Source organism: Limnobacter humi, assembly GCF_024518835.1.
Taxonomy (GTDB): domain Bacteria; phylum Pseudomonadota; class Gammaproteobacteria; order Burkholderiales; family Burkholderiaceae_B; genus Limnobacter; species Limnobacter humi.
The window spans coordinates 334,015-349,809 of record NZ_JANIGO010000001.1 but is presented as its reverse complement, the minus strand read 5'-3'; the positions used below and the strand labels follow the sequence as shown (position 1 = coordinate 349,809).

The following is a 15,795-nucleotide window of genomic DNA, read 5'->3' as shown; positions in this document are numbered from 1 at the left end:
AATGTCGTACAGTGCACGCTAATATCAATGAACCCGCGCAAAACGTTGACAAGCCCCCACATGCCTACTCTCTATATTGACGAATTTGTCGGAATTTCCAACCGCTTTGAAGCCTTGCCATTGGCCTTTGCTATTCAGCAGCGTTATGGGCATCGCATTGTGCTGGACTGGGCCGAGCTCGATTCCTTCCGTGTGGAGGGCACCACCCGGGGCAAGGTGCGCCCGTGGACCAAGCTGGGGGCGGTGCGGGTGCGTGATTGCGACCGGGCGCTGTTCGACACACTGGGTGGCAAGAAGGTGATTTGCCGCTCGCTGGACGGCCCCGATGAGTTTCTCGACCCCATTTACCTGGATGTGGCCCGCAAGGTGAAGGCGGCCGACTTTGTAATCGACGGCATTGAACGGGCTTTTGCACCCCACGCAGGCCGGCCCGTGGTGGCTGTTCACATTCGCCAGGGCGACTACCACATGGTCAGCACCGAGCGCTACGACATTGGTGCTGAATGGCCGGCCGTGCCGGTGTGGTGGTATGCCGCCGCCATGCGCAAAGTGTTGGCTCTTCAGCCCAATGCTGTGTTTTTTGTGGCCCACAACGGCGGACGCGACACCCTGCAAGCCCTGTTTGATGAATTTCCCACCTTTCAGCTGGATTTGAAGTCACCCTACGATTACAAGGGGCCAGACCATCAATCGGCCGTCAACCCGGTGGCTGACCTGTTTGCCCTGGCGTGTTGCCCGGTGTTGCTGGCCACGCCCGTGTCCGGTTATTCGCATTGGGCTGCCAATGTCATGGGTGAACCGTCGGTGTCTGTGGTGCCATTGCCGGGGTGCACCCAACAAGCCCCCGCCTTTGGCAAGGTCAGCATGTTTGGTTCCCGCATGCCACGTTGGCGTGCTGCAGGCCGCACTGGCAGCGACACCGTGCAACTGGACACCGCCTGGACTGGCGTGGACCTCAGCCAGCCAGCCAGCCTGGCTTGGTTGCGGGCGTGAGGGGGCATGTCGATGAGGGGGGCAGCATGACCAGCATTTTTTTTGCAGAAAGCTCCAAAAACATTGGGGGGCAAGAATTGCAACTGCTGCAGCAAGCCGTTGGCCTGAAAGGCAAAGGCTATGAGCCCCGCATTTTGTGCAGGCCTGGCAGCCGCATTGCCGAAGAAGCCCGCAAGCTGGGTTTGCCCGTGGAGCACATCGGCTTTCGCAATGCCTTGCACCCGCCCAGCGTGGTGCAGGTGGCCCGACTGTTGCGGCAATACAGGCCGGTGGCGGTGGTCTGCCACAGCGGGCACGACTCCAACCTGTGTGCAATCACCGTGCATGCCTTGGCCAAAGTGGGCCTGCTCAACCCAAGGCCCAGCCTGATCCGCATGCGCACCTACCAACCCCGGCCAGCCAAGGCGTTTACGTACAACCAACTGTTTGACCAAACCTTCACACCCAGCCAGGCCCTGAAAGACCAGTTGCTGCAAAGCAGTGGGGTGTTGCCCCACAAAATTGGCGTGTTGTACCCAGGTGTGGACTTTGAGGCCATTCGCGCCGCGGCCGATGCGGACTTGCCGCCTGCGCTCACGGCAATCCTGAATGACCTAAACCGTCGACCGGTGATTGTGCATGCCGCCATGTTCCGCTTGGAAAAAGGGCACAGCTTCATGCTGCGGGTGGTCAAGGCCTTGCTGCCGCAATTCCCCACACTCACTTACATTGCCGCTGGCGAAGGTGAACTGAAAGACGCCATTGCCACCGAAGCGCAGCGCCTGGGCATTGCTGGCCATGTGGTGTTCCCGGGCATGTTGAACCCAGTGGCACCCCTCATTCAACGGGCCGATGTGCTGGTGATGCCGTCCAGCTACGAGCCCTTGGGCATGAGCCAGATTGAAGCCTTGGGCTTGGGGGTACCGGTGGTGGTGAGCCGTGTGGGTGGCTTGCCCGAAACCGTGCGCGACGGCATCACCGGCCATGTGTGCCCGCCCCCGCACGACAAAGATGCAGAGTCCGCCTGGGTTGCAGCGCTCACCAAGGTACTGGCCGACCCCACTGCCGCCCAAAAGCTGGCGACCGAAGGCCAACGTGCTGTGCAAGCCCAGTTTGGCCGCAACACCAATATCGAAAGCCTGCTGGGGCAATTCACCCACGACCGGCTGGAAGGACCACGGTGAGCGAACTGGCCCAGCCGTGTGTCGGCCTGGCCTTTGGCCCCTCTGTGGTGGAAGCCATGGATGCCCGGCACACCATCACCATGCTCAAAGCGCAATATCCGCAGGCTGGGCTGGTGTTGTTGAGCAGCCCCGGCAACAAAGCCTGGTTTGAACTGGACACGCGGGTCGACGCCTACATTCCCCTGCAAGGCCTGCAGCCCCGCCGCCCGGGCCAGTCACGCTTGGGCCACTGGTGGGCCAGCCGGGCGCAACTGCGCAAGCTGCAAACCCTGCCGCTGACGGTTTTTTGCTTGCAGCCTTCACCGGTTCCATCCCGTTCAGCCGCCTTCCTGAACGCCCTGGCACGCCGCATGGGCCATGTGCCGCTGCTGCGTGCTGGTTTGGAACCCCAGGGCGGGCACACCGCCACCCCACTGCTGGACGCCGGCGCCCAAGCCTTGGCACAGGCCAGCCGGCATTACCGCACGGTGGACCCCACCTTGCGCAGGCGGGTGGTGGTGTTGGGCATGGCCGATGATGCGCCCCACCTGCTGCAATCTCGATGGCAGGGCAGCCAAACCGGTGCTGCACCAGCCACCCACTGCACCGGCATTGTGCTGGTGGAGCCGGGTCGTTCTGTTGGCTTGCTCGCCCAGCGCTTGTGCCGCAGCCTGCCCGGCGCGGTTCTCGCCTTGGACTGGTCTTCCACACTGGGCATGCTGGCCTACGCCGATGAGGTGAAGGCCTGGTCGCCCGATGTCACCCGAATTTGCCGGGAAATGGGCCGGGAAAACCGCCTCTTGTTGGCATAAACCGACACTGTTAAACCGCACAGGGGGCTGGATGTAACCCCAAACCTGCTTTCGGGCGGCTTGGGTGTTTAAGCCCCTGAATTTCAAGTGCTTCCAGTATTCATGCGGGTTTTGGCGCCGTCCCTTTACAAGGGGTTGTGGCCCAATCCCCCAAAAGTCGTGTTGCACGACAGCGACAAATTCCCGCGTTTTTTAATCTTCACCTCATGATTTGGTTGGTTGCCCCAAGCCTCCCCGTGTACATTGTCTCTCGTGCCGCCCCGCAAGGCGGCAAAGATTCAACCAACACTAATAAGGGTGAAATATGAACAAGAAGCTCGTAGCTGCTGCACTGGGTCTGGCCTTCGCCGCTCCAGTTTTTGCTGATGCATCCAACGTAACTCTGTATGGCCGTATCCACCAAGGTCTGGAATACAACTCTTCCAAGACTGACGGTCTGGGAACAACAACCAGCACACAACCCACTATCGTTGACCAGTCTTCACGTCTGGGCGTGCGCGGTGTTGAAGACCTGGGCGGCGGTTTGTCTGCAATTTTCGCCTACGAATTCGGTGTTGACACTGATAACGTGGCTTCTGGTGCCGCTGGCGCAGCTGGTCCTCTGTCCACACGTCATGCCTACCTGGGTATGAAGGGCAGCTTCGGTACCGTGGTTGTTGGTTCACAAGACGGTGGCAATGACTCCCAAGCCCCTCTGTACAACCAGGCTTCTGCTTACATCTTCAACGTGAACAACAACGCTGGTCAGCTGACTGTTGTTGGTTCCGGTGCTACCAACGACGAAGTGATCCTGCGTAACCAGCGCGTGTCCAACGCCATTGGCTATGCTGGCAACATCGCTGGCGTGCGCATCAGCGCCCGTCACGTACTGGCTGGTACCGACCAAGGTTCTGGTGCTCTGACTGCTGTAAACCCAGCTCAGAACCCAGCTGCGTTCGAAAACGGTCAGCGTCAGACTTCCGTGTCTGCTGACTACACACTCGGCGCGCTGACATTCGGTGCTGGTTACGAGCGTCGTGATGGTACAGACGGCTACACCAACGCCCAGAACGCTTTGGCTGTAACCGGTGCAGTAAAGAGCCAAGCTCAGATCGGCGCATCCTACAACTTTGGCGTGGCCCAAGTTGGCGGTTTGTTCGCACAGCAGAAGTACTACGGTGGTCGTGATTCCGACAACCAGTACGCAATTTCCACACTGGTACCCCTGGCTTCTAACTACGGTCTGCAAGCCATGTACGCAATGTCCGAAAACGGCAAGCAGTTGAACGGTGCCCTGTCGCAAGCTGCTGGTGCGCAAGACGTAGACAACAAGCAGTTCCAAGTGTCTGCTTACTACGACTTCAGCAAGCGTACACGCTCCTACGTTGGTTACAACCGCACAACACGTGAGAGCACCTCTGCGACCAACGCACTGGTAGAAACCAAGGACAATTCGATCGTTCTGGGTCTGCGCCACAACTTCTAATTTGACGTAAGTGAAATTGGTTGATGAGAAAGCCACCTTCGGGTGGCTTTTTCTTTGGTGGTACGGCGTGCCGCCAATAAAAAACCCCGGGTCGGCATTCAGCCGTCCGGGGTTTTTGCTGCATCCGCAGCGGTATTCTTTATTTCAAATTCACGTCCATCCGCACACCACACATTTCGGTCGCGTACAGGCTGTTTTTCTTGCGGTTGCTCATGCAGCCCAACGAGGTGGATTGCAGTGCATCTTCCGACAGTCGCAAACCAAAGAACAGGTCATGCTGGTCGTTCAGTGCATCCTTGCTCAATTTGAACACCCAGTCGCCTTGCCGCCAATTGGCTGTTAAGGGAATGTGGCCACGGTCCTGGTTCAGCTTCAAGCCCCAGCCTGGTCCGGATTGGTCGATGTAGGTCCAGCGGCCCCATTGGCTCAGCGGGTTTTTGTCATCCAGGTTCAGGGTGAGGCCGGTGCCCGCTTGCGCATGGGCCAACGTGCTGCATGCAAGGCTGGCGGCCAGCAAACAGGCTTTGGCACTGTGGCGAAACAACTGGGTGGTATTCATGGTCGTTCTCCTGTCACTCGCATGCTGTGTGTGCGGTGGGCTGACTCGATGATTCCATTATGGGCCAGTGTTTTGGAGACGAAAAGATCGAACAAATGGGTGACCCACCCCCCAACTCATTGATTTGAAAACGAATTTTACACATGTTGCCTCGGTTAAAATTCAATGAATTCAATGGGTAAGGTGGGCTACTTCACAGTCAACTTTCAAAGCGTTTCAGACCAAGTTTTTCAAACAGGCGCGTGTCACGGTCCAGTTCGGGGTTGTCCGTAACCAACAGTTTTTCGCCATAGAAAATAGAGTTGGCACCAGCCAGGAAACACAGGGCCTGTGTACTTTCGCTCATTTGCTCACGCCCAGCCGACAAGCGCACAAAACTCTTGGGCATGGTGATGCGGGCCACCGCAATGGTGCGCACAAAGTCCAGTGGGTCGATGTCCTCATTGGCTGCCAAGGGCGTGCCTTCTACCTTCACCAGGTTGTTGATGGGCACCGACTCGGGTGGTTCATCCATGTTGGCCAGTTGGGCAATCAGCCCGGCGCGCTGCTGCAGGTTTTCACCCAGGCCCACAATGCCGCCACAGCACACTTTGATTCCGGCTTCGCGCACATGTTCCAAGGTGTCCAGGCGGTCCTGGTAGGTGCGGGTACTGATGATGTCGCCGTAAAAGTCGGGTGAGGTGTCCAGGTTGTGGTTGTAGTAGTCCAGCCCGGCCTGTTGCAGGGCTTTGGCCTGGTGGTCTTTGAGCATGCCCAGGGTGACGCAGGTTTCCAGGCCCATGGCCTTCACGGCGCTGACCATTTCGCCCACCGCGTCCACCTGGTGGTCTTTGGGGCTGCGCCAGGCCGCACCCATGCAAAAGCGGGTGGCGCCTTTGTCTTTGGCGGCTTGGGCGGCTTTCAGCACCTCGTCCAGCGGCATCAGTTTTTCAGTGTCCACGCCAGTGTCGTACTTGGCCGACTGGGGGCAATACGCGCAGTCTTCGGGGCAGCCACCGGTTTTAATCGACAGCAGGGTCGACAGTTGAACCGCATTGGCATCGTGGTGGGCACGGTGCACTTGTTGCGCCTTGAACATCAAATCGTTGAAGGGCAGGGCAAACAGGGCTTCAATGTCGGCCACGCTCCAGCGTTGTGTGGCGTTGTTGCATTGGCCTGTTGTGCAGGTGGCGGTGGGCTTTTCAACCCAGGTAATCTGGCTTTCCATGTGCTTCCTTCAGAACAGTTCGCTGCCTGTGCCGGGTGGGCGTGTGGGCGCGTTTTTTTGTGGGGGTGCTGCCCAGTCATCCAGCACGTCCATCAGGGTGTTGTAGGCACCTTTCAGTGTGCTGGGCGATGTGCAGTAGGGGGGTATCCAGTACAGGGTGTTGCCCAGGGGCCGCACCACAATGCCGCGTTCCATGAAGGTTTCGCGCAGCCGTTGGCTGACGGATGAACCATACCCGTTCTGCGCCGATTGTATCTCAAAGGCTGCCACGGTGCCGCACACCCTCGGGTTTTGAATTTGAGGGTGGGTGGCCAGGCGGGGCAGCCAGTCTGCATGCACAGCCTGAATGTCCCGCAGGCGGCCTTGCACGGGTTCACTGCGCAACAGCCGCAGGCTGGCCAGTGCCGCAGCGCACCCCAGCGGGTTGGCGGTGTAGGAGTGGCCATGCAGCAGGGCCTTGTTCACCTCAGGGCTCAGGAAGGCATCGTAGATGGCTTGGGAGGCCAGGGTGGCCGCCATGGGCATGAATCCGCCGGTAAGCCCTTTGGACAGGCAAATGATGTCGGCATGCCCGCCTTGCTCGGCCACCGCGTCGGCTGCAAACAGGGTGCCCGTGCGGCCAAAGCCGGTGAACACTTCATCGAAAATCACCAATACACCGGCTGCATGGCAACGCTTGCACAGCTCGGCCACAAAGGCAGGGCGCATCATGCGCATGCCGGCAGCGCCCTGAATCAGTGGCTCCAGAATCATGGCCGCCATGTGCTCGCCTTGCTCGGCCAGCAAGGCGTCCAGTTGGGCCAGCGCGGCGTCTTCCGTGCAGGCGCAGGTGCCGCATTCAATAAAGTCCACGTTAAACAGCCAGGGTTTGAACGGGTCGTAAAACCCGCTGGACTGGCCTGCGGCCATGGCGCCAAAGGTGTCGCCGTGGTAACCACCTTGAAGGGCAATGAGGCGCTTGCGCGGGCTGTGCGGGCCATCGAGGTTTTGCCAGTACTGAAACACCATTTTCAGGGCTACTTCAATGGCGGTGGAGCCATTGTCGGAATAAAACACCTTGGCCATGGGCGCTGGTGCACAGTCGATCAGGGCTTTGGCCAGTTCGATGGCTGGCGGGTGGGCAATGCCGGCAAACATCACATGCTCGAGTTGCCTGGCTTGTTCAGCCACGGCTTGGGCAATGGTGGGGTTGCAGTGGCCGTGAATATTGACCCACCAACTGGACACTGCGTCGAAGTAGCGTTTTCCGTGCTCGTCCCACAAGAACTCGGCTTCGCCGCGAACCATGACCACCGGTGGTTTGGCGGTGTGGGCTTGGGTGAAGGGGTGCCAACAAAACTGGGCATCGTCGACCTGCCATGGGGTGAGGTCGACCTTGCTCACAGGGCCTCCAGTGCGTCATGCAGTGCTTTGGGCATGGGTTGGGCAGCCAGGTGCTCTCGGTCCAGGTTCGCCAACACGGGGAGTTCCGCCAGCACCGGCACCTGACCAAAATGTTCAATCGCCTTGCGGTTGGCTGGGTTGCGTTCGCCCACCATGACCACACCCAGCACGGGCACTTGGGCGGCTTTCAGGGCTTGTAGGGACAACACCGTGTGGTTGATGGTGCCCAAGCCACTGCGGGCCACCAACAGGGCGGGCAGGCGCAGGTGTTTCATCAGGTCCAGCATGGTGTGTTGCCAGTTCAGCGGCACTTGGCAGCCGCCCGCACCCTCCACCACCAAGCGTTCGGCCTTGGGCAATTCAAAATCCTGAAGTTGGATCTGGATGCCATCCAGCTCGGCAGACTGGTGGGGCGACAGCGGGGCTGTCAGGCGGTGGCGTTCCGGCAAGGGGGTGACGCCGCTGAGTAGCGCCACCCACTGGCTGTCGGTTCCGCCATCCAGCCCGCTTTGAACAGGCTTCCAGTAATGGCTGGCCCAGTGCAGGCAAAGCCAGGCACTGACCACGGTTTTACCAATGCCGGTGTCGGTGCCTGTGACAAAAACCGATCGAGAAGTCGCTGAGCTCATGCGCGTTCAAGACAATAAAAGCCGAGATGATAGTTCAGTGTACAGGCACCACCCAAGGCGCGGATCACCTTGCGCAGTTGCACAGGCTGGTGCTGTGCATGGGGCTGGTCGGCGCCAATGAAGCGCAAGCTGCGCGCAAATGAAAGCCCGTCAGTGTGGTGGTCCAGGAATTCTTTGTCATGCAGGGCGCTGCGGACCACCAGGCCTTCACTGACCAGGGTATTGACCATGTGTTCAAGCTGGGCCGCGGTGGGCAATGCCCGCAAGCCACAGGCTTGCCCGGTTTCTTCATGGGCTGCCTTCCAGACCTGGAATGAGCCGTCCAGCAACACGCTGAAGGCCACGGTGTTGGACACCGACAGCCAGCGGCGCACCGCGGCTTCCAGGTCGTCAAACCACTGGGCACACATGCTGGACATCAGCAGTGAGTGCGGGGGAATCCACAGGTGTTCCATCGACAGGGTTTCACCATTCAAGCAGTGCGTGTGCAGTTGCGTATGGCCGGGGTGTTTGGCTTGCAGGGCTGCCAGCATGCCCGGTGCCATGTCCACGGCGTGCACGGGCAACTGTGGGTAGTGTTTGAGCATGCGGTCCGTGAGGAACCCGGTGCCACAGCCCACATCCACACAGGCCTGGGGTGAAAATGCACGGGCCTCACTCTCGAGCAGGGCCTGTGACCATTTCCACAAGTGCGCGGCCACATGCCGTTGCACACGGGCATGGTGCTCATACTGTTGGGCGGCCTGGGAAAACCGCTCGGCATGGGCCAATGGAATGGTCGGATGGTTCAATGCAATGCTCAATGGTTTTGGTGGGGCTTGGTGATGGCCAATTGGGCGGCCTCTGTCAAGGTGATCACCAAAGGCGATGTTGATGAAGTATACCGGCGTGGCGTCTGCATCATGTCGCTGTGCGCGCCCGGTAGTGTCATGGCTTGTGCCCACGGCTGAAAACACTGGGCTGTCAATTCCGCTGAAACAATTGCATCGTCAAGGTTGTGCAGGCAGGTCAGGGTGGTGCCTTGGTCCGTGGCGCGCAGGAGCAGGGGGCGGCTGTCAAGCGTCATGAGGCGTTGAAGGTCGTGCAACAGCGCCTGGTCATTCCAGGCTGCGGTTTGCGTACAGCCACTGCGGATTTGGAATTCGTCCACCACGGCAGGCAGGTTTTGATGGGCACGCCGCAGCATGCGTTCCAGCACGCGCGCGGGCGTGCCGGGTTGGTCGGTGTGGCGCGCTGTAAAGTGTGTAAACCCGTTCAGGCTCACCAAATGAGCCCAGTGTTTTTCTGCTTGGCTGGCGCACTCCAGCAGTGTTGAAAGCCCCATGGAATGCCCAATGCCCACGCAGCGCAGGGCCTGCCGCAACACGGGGTAAAGTGCGGTGGCTGACAGGCAAGGGATGTTCACTGGGCCAATGCGCAGGTTCTGACTGGTCTGCTGGCTATAACCGGCATCCAGCAGACACCAGTCCATCGCCGCAAACAGGGTGGGTTGTTCGGTGGCCAACTGGTGCAGCCAGGGTTCAAAAAATGTGGGTGTGTAGGCCCAGCCGTGTGCCATCACCACCAAGGGTTTAACCAAGGTTGACATCGCTTGAATGGGCTGATGGGTGTGTCGACCAATGCCGCAAGGCCTCCACCAGGGCGTGTACATGCAGGCCGTGGTGTCCGGTATTCAGTGCCAGTCGCACCCGGGCCGTGTGTGGAGGCACCGTGGGTGGTCGAATGGCCGATGCCCGGATGCCCAACTGTAGCAGGTGGTCTTTCAGTGCTAGGGCGTGACTGGCTTGCCCCACCAGCACGGGCACAATGTGGGTGTTGGACAGGCCCGTGTTAAAGCCCATGGCGTGCAACATGTCCCGCAGGGCTTGGGCATTGGTCTGCAGGGTTTGTCGATCCGGTTCCAGGGCGGGAATCAGTTCCAGCGCTTTGCCGATGGCACCCACCACAAAAGGCGACGGTGCGGTGGAATAGACAAAGCCGGTGCTTCGGTTGAGCAAATAGTGCTTCAACACGGCACTGCAGGCGATGTAAGCCCCGCTTACCCCGACCCCTTTGCTGAAGGTGCCCATCACCACCCAGTGCCCCATCGCTTTCAGCGCCTCAATGGCTGGGGTTTGCAGGGCGCCCAGGCCACGGCCCTCGGGCCCCCACACGCCAGTGGCATGTGCTTCGTCCAGGTACACCACCGCGCGGTGTCCCAGCGCCAATTCCGCCAATTCCTCCACCAGCAGCAAATCGCCTTCCATGCCAAACACTGTTTCGGTCACGATGATTTTGGGTTGCTCGCTACCCCGGTGCTTATTGAGCAGTTCGGTGAGGTGTTCAAAGTCGTTGTGCCGGAAACGCAACTGCTTCACCCCTGCCAACTGGCAGGCATGGTGAAGGCTGGCATGGTTAAGGCGGTCTGAAAACACCAGCGGTTCTTGCCCTGCCCACAAGGTTTTGTCGAGCAGCGCGGCTAGGCCGCTGCTGTTGGCCTGGTAGCCTGTGGCGTACAGCAGCGCAGCCTCAGCCTGTTTAAACCGGGCGATTTGGGCTTCCAGTTGTTCAAAGCAGTCAAGATTGCCCGACAGTAGCCGCGAGCCTGTGGCCCCTGCACCGTAACGTCTGGCCATGGCCATGCCAGCATCGACCACCTCTGGGTGGGTGGACAGGCACAGGTAGTCGTTGCTGGAGAAGTCGAATGCCCGACCCGACACAGGGCAAGGCAGCAGTGCCCGTTTCAGGTGTTGATGCTGAAGATCGTCCAGGCGAGCGGCGGCAGCGTCATTGAGGGTCATTCAATTCACATTAGGTCAGGATGATGTCGTAATGCTCTTGAGAAAACAGATTGTCCACCTGCAGCGTGATCGGTTTGCCCACAAACTCTTCCAGCATGGCCAGGTGTTGGGCCTCTTCTTCCAGAAACAGGTCCACCACAGCCGGGCATGCCAGAATGCGGAATTCTCGCGGGTTGAACTGGCGGGCTTCGCGAACAATTTCCCGCATGATGTCGTAGGCCACAGTTTGAGCGGTTTTGACTTGCCCCTTGCCCTGGCAGGCGGGGCAAGGCTCGCACAATAGGTGGGCCAGGCTTTCGCGGGTGCGCTTGCGGGTCATTTCGACCAGGCCCAGCGCTGAAAACTCTGTCACGCTGGTGCGGGCCCGGTCGCGGTCCAGTGCTTTGCGCAGTTCGCTCAACACCGCCTGTTTGTGGGCCTCATCATTCATGTCGATGAAGTCAATCACAATGATGCCACCCAGGTTACGCAGCCGAAGCTGGCGGGCAATGGCTTGAGCGGCTTCCAGGTTGGTTTTGAACACTGTTTCTTCAAAATTGCGTGCGCCAATAAACCCACCGGTGTTGACGTCAATCGTCGTCAGTGCTTCGGTTTGGTCAATGATGAGGTAGCCACCCGACTTCAGGTCCACCCGGCGACCCAAGGCTTTCTGCAACTCGTCTTCAATGTTGTACAGCTCAAACAGGGGGCGTTCGCCCTGGTGCAGGGTGATGCGGTCCAGCACCTCGGCTGCGTAGGTTTCAGCGAAGGTTTGCAGGTTGCGGAAGGTTTCCTTGGAGTCCACCAATATGGCTTGGGTTTCGTCGCTCACCAAGTCACGCACCACGCGTTGGGCCATGGTGAGGTCTTCGTAAATCAGGCTGGGGGCGGGCTTTTGCCGGGTCAGTTCCAGCATTTCTGCCCACCGGCGGCGCAGGTAATTCACGTCTGCCGTCAACTCATCATCGTTGGCCTCTTCCGCATGGGTGCGGATGATGAAACCACCTGTGTTGGGTGGCAGCAAGCGCATCAGCTTGGCGCGCAGTTCTTCCCGTTCACCCTCGTTTTCGATGCGCTGTGAGACCCCGATGTGCGGATCCTGGGGCAGGTGGACCAGCATTCGGCCAGCCAGGCTGATTTGCGTGGTCAGGCGAGCCCCTTTCGTGCCCAATGGGTCTTTGCTCACCTGCACGATAATGGTTTGCCCTTCAAACACCATTTTCTCAATGGCGGGCGGTGGCGTACCCCCTTGCTTGGACTGGTGGTGATTGTAGGTGCGGTGCTCCCACAGGTCGGCCACATGCAGAAAAGCGGCCCGCTCAAGCCCGATGTCCACGAATGCGGATTGCATCCCCGGCAGCACCCGAACCACTTTGCCCAGGTAGACATTGCCGACAATGCCGCGTGTGGAGGAGCGTTCCAGGTGCAGCTCTTGGACAGCACCGTGCTGAACGACAGCCACCCGCGTTTCCTGGGGCGTGACGTTCACCAGAATTTGTTCGTTGATCATCCCGATACTTCTAAGGCAGTTTTGAATTGGATTGGCGTTGTGTTTCCGCCGTTTGGAGTGCGCGCAGCAGTTGGCTTGTTTCAAACAGCGGTAACCCCATGATGCCAGAATGGCTGCCGGAAATGTGCGACACGTATTGACCAAATACACCCTGAATGCCGTAGCCCCCAGCTTTGTCGAACGGTTCACCGCTGGCGATGTAGGCCGTGATGAATGCATCGGGCAATTCACTCACGGTGACCAGAGACGATTGGACCGTCACCCAGTTTGAGGTAGCAGGTCCAGTTGGGTTGTTGTGGCCCGCCGGCTGCAAATAGGTCACCGCAACACCCGTGTGCACCTGGTGGGTTTGGCCCGAAAGGGCCTTGAGCATGCGGCGTGCCTCCTCAGCATCCGTCGGTTTGCCCAATATGGTGTCGCCCAGCGCCACCGTGGTGTCGGATGCCAGCACCACACCCTGCAGGCCTTGGGGGCGCATGGCCTGCAGCGCCGTGTTCAGTTTCAATTCGGTGATTCGCTGGACATAGTTCAGCGGATGCTCCCCAGGCAGTGGCTCTTCCAGGGCCTCGGCAGCATCGCCGGTTTGGGCCAGGAAAATATCCACCTCAACACCCAGGGTTTGCAGCAGTTCACGCCGGCGGGGGCTTTTGGAGGCCAACCAGACGTGGGTCGGCAAACCGCTGGATTGTGCGAGCTTGGGCATGGTGAATGGTCCTGAATTATTCCCGGTGATAAGGGTGCCCAGCCTGAATGGACCATGCACGGTACAGGGCTTCGACCAGCAAGGCGCGAACCATGGCATGGGGCAGGGTCAGGTCTGAAATTCGCCACAGGGCGTGGCACTGGGCTTTCAGTTGGCTGTCCAGCCCGTCGGCGCTGCCAATCAGCAGGGTGAGTTGTTCGCTGGCATTGTGCCATTTCAACAATTGGTCGGACAACGCTTTGCTGGTGAGCCTTTCGCCCCGTTCATCCAGCGCCACCACTTTGCTGCCGGTGGGGATGGCGGCGCGAATGCGATCGGCTTCTTTGGCCAGAATTTGATCCACGGCTTTACCGGCAGAACGGTCTTCTGGTTTCAATTCCTTGATGGTCAGCTTCCAGTCGGCCGGGAAGCGCTTTTGAAACTGCTCCACCGCTTGCTGTGCCCACGGTTCGATTTTGTGGGACAGCGCAATGATCGTGATCTTCAAGAGGCCAGGCTGGGGTAGGCGTTGTTCTGGGGAAAATAATCAATGCCGGGCTGGGGTTTGCTCAGGCTGTGCGGGTTCAGTTTCACGCGCACTTTCTTGTCGCCCCAAATTTCCTCCAGGTGGTAGTACTCCCGAATGGCTGGCTGCATGAGGTGTACCACCACATCGCCCAAGTCAACCAATACCCATTCCCCGGTGTCTTCACCTTCAATGCTCAGCACCTCGAAACCGGCCTCTTTGGCTTTGTCATGCACGTTTTTCGCCAAGGCACGGGTTTGTCGGTTGGACGTGGCGGTGGCCATGACCACACGGTCGAATACATCGCTGATGTGGGCGGTGTCGAACACAGCGATGTCTTGTGCCTTGATGTCTTCAAGCGCGTCGACAACAACGCGCTGCAGTTTTCGCAAATCCATGCAATTCCAGGTGGGGTGATGTTTGAGCCCGAAGTGTACCAAAACTAGACCGCCTTCGGGCGGTAAATCGGCTTTGCCATCAGGTACTTGTACACCTGCGTTGGTAGCCCGGCTTCCAGCGTGCTGCGGGCCGTCTCGCGAATTTGGGCGTCTGGCGAGTCCAGCAGTTCAAACTGGCGTCGCAGCAGGGTGGAACTCAATTGAATGGTTGGCATGGGGATGCGGAACAGCCGGTCATGCTGCAGGTGTTTCTTTAAGGGCTCTGGCACGGTAAATTCGCCCCACTGAATACGGTCCACCACACCAATGCGGGCATAGTCAAACAGGCTTTCCCAATGTCGCCAAGTGGTGAGGTTGGCCAATTGATCAGCGCCAATCACGAACGAAAATCGGTGCTTGGGGTGTCGCTCACACAGGGTCTCCAGGGTGTTGGCGGTGTAACTGGGTTCGGTCTTGTCCACTTCAACACGCTCAACCCGCCACGAGTGCACGCCCTCGATGGCCAATTCCACCATGCGGACCCGGTCGGCGGTTTCTGCCAATGCCGAGTTCTGCTTTTGCCACGGTTGTCCAGCTGGCAAAAACCACACCTCATCGGCCATGCACTGGGCTTGGGCCGACCGGGCCATCTGCAAGTGGCCCATGTGGATGGGGTTGAAACTGCCGCCGATGAGGCAGATTTGTTTGCCGAAGTCGGGCATGTGTTGAAGGGTTGACAGTCAAAACACCAGTGTACCGCTTCAGGCTGGATGGAGCTGACCTCGGCAGGCATAGCTTCCCAGGCTGTTGTACAGTTTTGCAAACCCCTCGCACAGCTTGGGTTCCGGCATGGGTGCCTGGCGAATCAACAATTCAATGTCCACGGCAGCCTGCATCACAGCCACCAAAAGGGCTTGTTTGGAACCGGCTGCGCGAATGTGCCCCACCTGTTCAGCAATGCATTGGCACAAGGCCGGATGGTGTGGGTTGTTCATGCTGAGCAGGATTTTCTCGAACCGCGCAACCATGTGGGCCAAGGGCCTGTCCTGTGTGTTGCGCTGGTTGCGCAAAGTGGCCGCATCCGGGTACAGGCACATGGCGGTCCTGACCATGGCGTGAGGCATGCGTGCCGCGGCTTCCCCCGCTATTAGGTCCAGCCCAGTGCCGTCGGGCAGCAGGTGGCAGCCATGCAACAACTGCTGCCCCCGGTCCGCATTCCAGTCAAAGGCGCCGCACTGGATACCGTGTGGTAGCCGCTGAATACCCTCGCTGAGCCGGGGTAGTCCATCGGCGCCTGGTGCATGGTGGTTGCCGCTGGTGAAGTGAGGCCAGCCAGCGCGATGATGGGGGTTCAAGTCCAGCACCATGCCTTCACGCAAATGGCTGGTGCCACAGGGTGTTGGCTCGAAATCACCCGCCAGGCACAGTCCCAAAGCGGTTTTGCGGACGCCACGGGTGAGCACCGGCGATGTTGGCTGGGCCGTATCGATGAACTCACCCACTTCGCGGCCGCCGTCTGCCGTTTGCACCCGGGTATGGGGCCTGCCCAGGGCGTGGGTACTGCCCACCACATGGGGCGGTGTTTCCGCCAGCATGCGGACCGAAATGAAATGCGTTGCCGAGGTGAGCGATTTGGAATGTTGAGCAGCGATGGTATTGGGTATGGCAATGCGCTGGGTGATGTCCCGAGCAAGGGCGACATCAAAGCGATGGTGAACCGGATTCATGGCAGACGGATGGTGGAAGGTTTG

The 15,795-nt window shown here is 59.3% G+C and carries 17 protein-coding genes; 4 read left to right on the top strand and 13 right to left on the bottom strand.

The window, feature by feature from the left end:
* Nucleotides 1–60 precede the first annotated feature (60 nt).
* The 4 genes from NQT62_RS01650 (at nt 61) to NQT62_RS01635 (ending at nt 4,412) form a co-directional block, all read left to right on the top strand.
* Nucleotides 61–993 (top strand): O-fucosyltransferase family protein, encoded by a 933-nt coding sequence (locus NQT62_RS01650; RefSeq protein ID WP_256762814.1) that lies wholly within the window; start codon nt 61–63, stop codon nt 991–993.
* 26 nt (nt 994–1,019) lie between these two features.
* Nucleotides 1,020–2,156, top strand: coding sequence for a glycosyltransferase family 4 protein (locus NQT62_RS01645; protein WP_256762812.1), 1,137 nt, complete (start codon nt 1,020–1,022; stop codon nt 2,154–2,156).
* On the top strand, nt 2,153–2,947 hold the full coding sequence (locus NQT62_RS01640; RefSeq protein WP_256762811.1) for a glycosyltransferase family 9 protein: 795 nt from the start codon (nt 2,153–2,155) through the stop codon (nt 2,945–2,947). Before NQT62_RS01645 ends, NQT62_RS01640 begins: the two co-directional genes overlap by 4 nt.
* Nucleotides 2,948–3,251: 304 nt before the next feature.
* Nucleotides 3,252–4,412 (top strand): porin, encoded by a 1,161-nt coding sequence (locus tag NQT62_RS01635; protein WP_256762810.1) that lies wholly within the window; start codon nt 3,252–3,254, stop codon nt 4,410–4,412.
* A 139-nt stretch (nt 4,413–4,551) separates the two neighbouring features.
* On the opposite strand, the gene NQT62_RS01630 is transcribed toward NQT62_RS01635, so the two are convergent.
* The 13 genes from NQT62_RS01630 to NQT62_RS01570 all read right to left on the bottom strand — a co-directional run bounded on the left by NQT62_RS01630 (nt 4,552) and on the right by NQT62_RS01570 (nt 15,771).
* Entirely contained in the window at nt 4,552–4,971 is a 420-nt protein-coding gene (locus NQT62_RS01630; RefSeq protein WP_256762809.1) for a hypothetical protein, read from the bottom strand.
* A 199-nt stretch (nt 4,972–5,170) separates the two neighbouring features.
* Nucleotides 5,171–6,178: a biotin synthase BioB gene (gene bioB, locus NQT62_RS01625; protein WP_306173506.1), complete on the bottom strand. Its 1,008-nt coding sequence runs from the start codon at nt 6,176–6,178 to the stop codon at nt 5,171–5,173.
* Nucleotides 6,179–6,187: 9 nt separating this feature from the next.
* Nucleotides 6,188–7,561 carry an adenosylmethionine--8-amino-7-oxononanoate transaminase gene (gene bioA, locus NQT62_RS01620; RefSeq protein ID WP_256762808.1) on the bottom strand — a complete coding sequence of 458 codons (1,374 nt, stop codon included), beginning with the start codon at nt 7,559–7,561 and terminating at the stop codon, nt 6,188–6,190.
* A complete protein-coding gene (gene bioD, locus NQT62_RS01615) occupies nt 7,558–8,190 on the bottom strand; it encodes a dethiobiotin synthase (RefSeq protein ID WP_256762807.1) in 633 nt (210 codons plus the stop codon). Before bioD ends, bioA begins: the two co-directional genes overlap by 4 nt.
* The gene (locus NQT62_RS01610) at nt 8,187–8,981 is read right to left on the bottom strand and encodes a methyltransferase (RefSeq protein ID WP_256762805.1); all 795 of its coding nucleotides are present in this window, start codon (nt 8,979–8,981) and stop codon (nt 8,187–8,189) included. The genes bioD and NQT62_RS01610 overlap by 4 nt, the downstream gene beginning before the upstream one ends.
* Before the next feature lie 8 nt (nt 8,982–8,989).
* Entirely contained in the window at nt 8,990–9,778 is a 789-nt protein-coding gene (locus tag NQT62_RS01605; protein WP_256762804.1) for a hypothetical protein, read from the bottom strand.
* The gene (locus tag NQT62_RS01600; RefSeq protein WP_256762803.1) at nt 9,762–10,970 is read right to left on the bottom strand and encodes an aminotransferase class I/II-fold pyridoxal phosphate-dependent enzyme; all 1,209 of its coding nucleotides are present in this window, start codon (nt 10,968–10,970) and stop codon (nt 9,762–9,764) included. The genes NQT62_RS01605 and NQT62_RS01600 overlap by 17 nt, the downstream gene beginning before the upstream one ends.
* 10 nt (nt 10,971–10,980) lie before the next feature.
* Nucleotides 10,981–12,456, bottom strand: a complete 1,476-nt coding sequence (gene rng / locus NQT62_RS01595) for a ribonuclease G (protein WP_256763511.1) — start codon at nt 12,454–12,456, stop codon at nt 10,981–10,983.
* Between the two features lie 13 nt (nt 12,457–12,469).
* A complete protein-coding gene (locus NQT62_RS01590) occupies nt 12,470–13,162 on the bottom strand; it encodes a Maf family protein (RefSeq protein WP_256762802.1) in 693 nt (230 codons plus the stop codon).
* A 16-nt stretch (nt 13,163–13,178) separates the two neighbouring features.
* The gene (rlmH, locus tag NQT62_RS01585; RefSeq protein ID WP_256762800.1) at nt 13,179–13,649 is read right to left on the bottom strand and encodes a 23S rRNA (pseudouridine(1915)-N(3))-methyltransferase RlmH; all 471 of its coding nucleotides are present in this window, start codon (nt 13,647–13,649) and stop codon (nt 13,179–13,181) included.
* Nucleotides 13,646–14,065 carry a ribosome silencing factor gene (gene rsfS / locus NQT62_RS01580; protein ID WP_256762799.1) on the bottom strand — a complete coding sequence of 140 codons (420 nt, stop codon included), beginning with the start codon at nt 14,063–14,065 and terminating at the stop codon, nt 13,646–13,648. The genes rlmH and rsfS overlap by 4 nt, the downstream gene beginning before the upstream one ends.
* A 44-nt stretch (nt 14,066–14,109) precedes the next feature.
* Entirely contained in the window at nt 14,110–14,766 is a 657-nt protein-coding gene (nadD, locus tag NQT62_RS01575) for a nicotinate (nicotinamide) nucleotide adenylyltransferase (RefSeq protein WP_256762798.1), read from the bottom strand.
* Nucleotides 14,767–14,805: 39 nt separating this feature from the next.
* Entirely contained in the window at nt 14,806–15,771 is a 966-nt protein-coding gene (locus NQT62_RS01570; protein WP_256762797.1) for a hypothetical protein, read from the bottom strand.
* Nucleotides 15,772–15,795 lie beyond the last annotated feature (24 nt).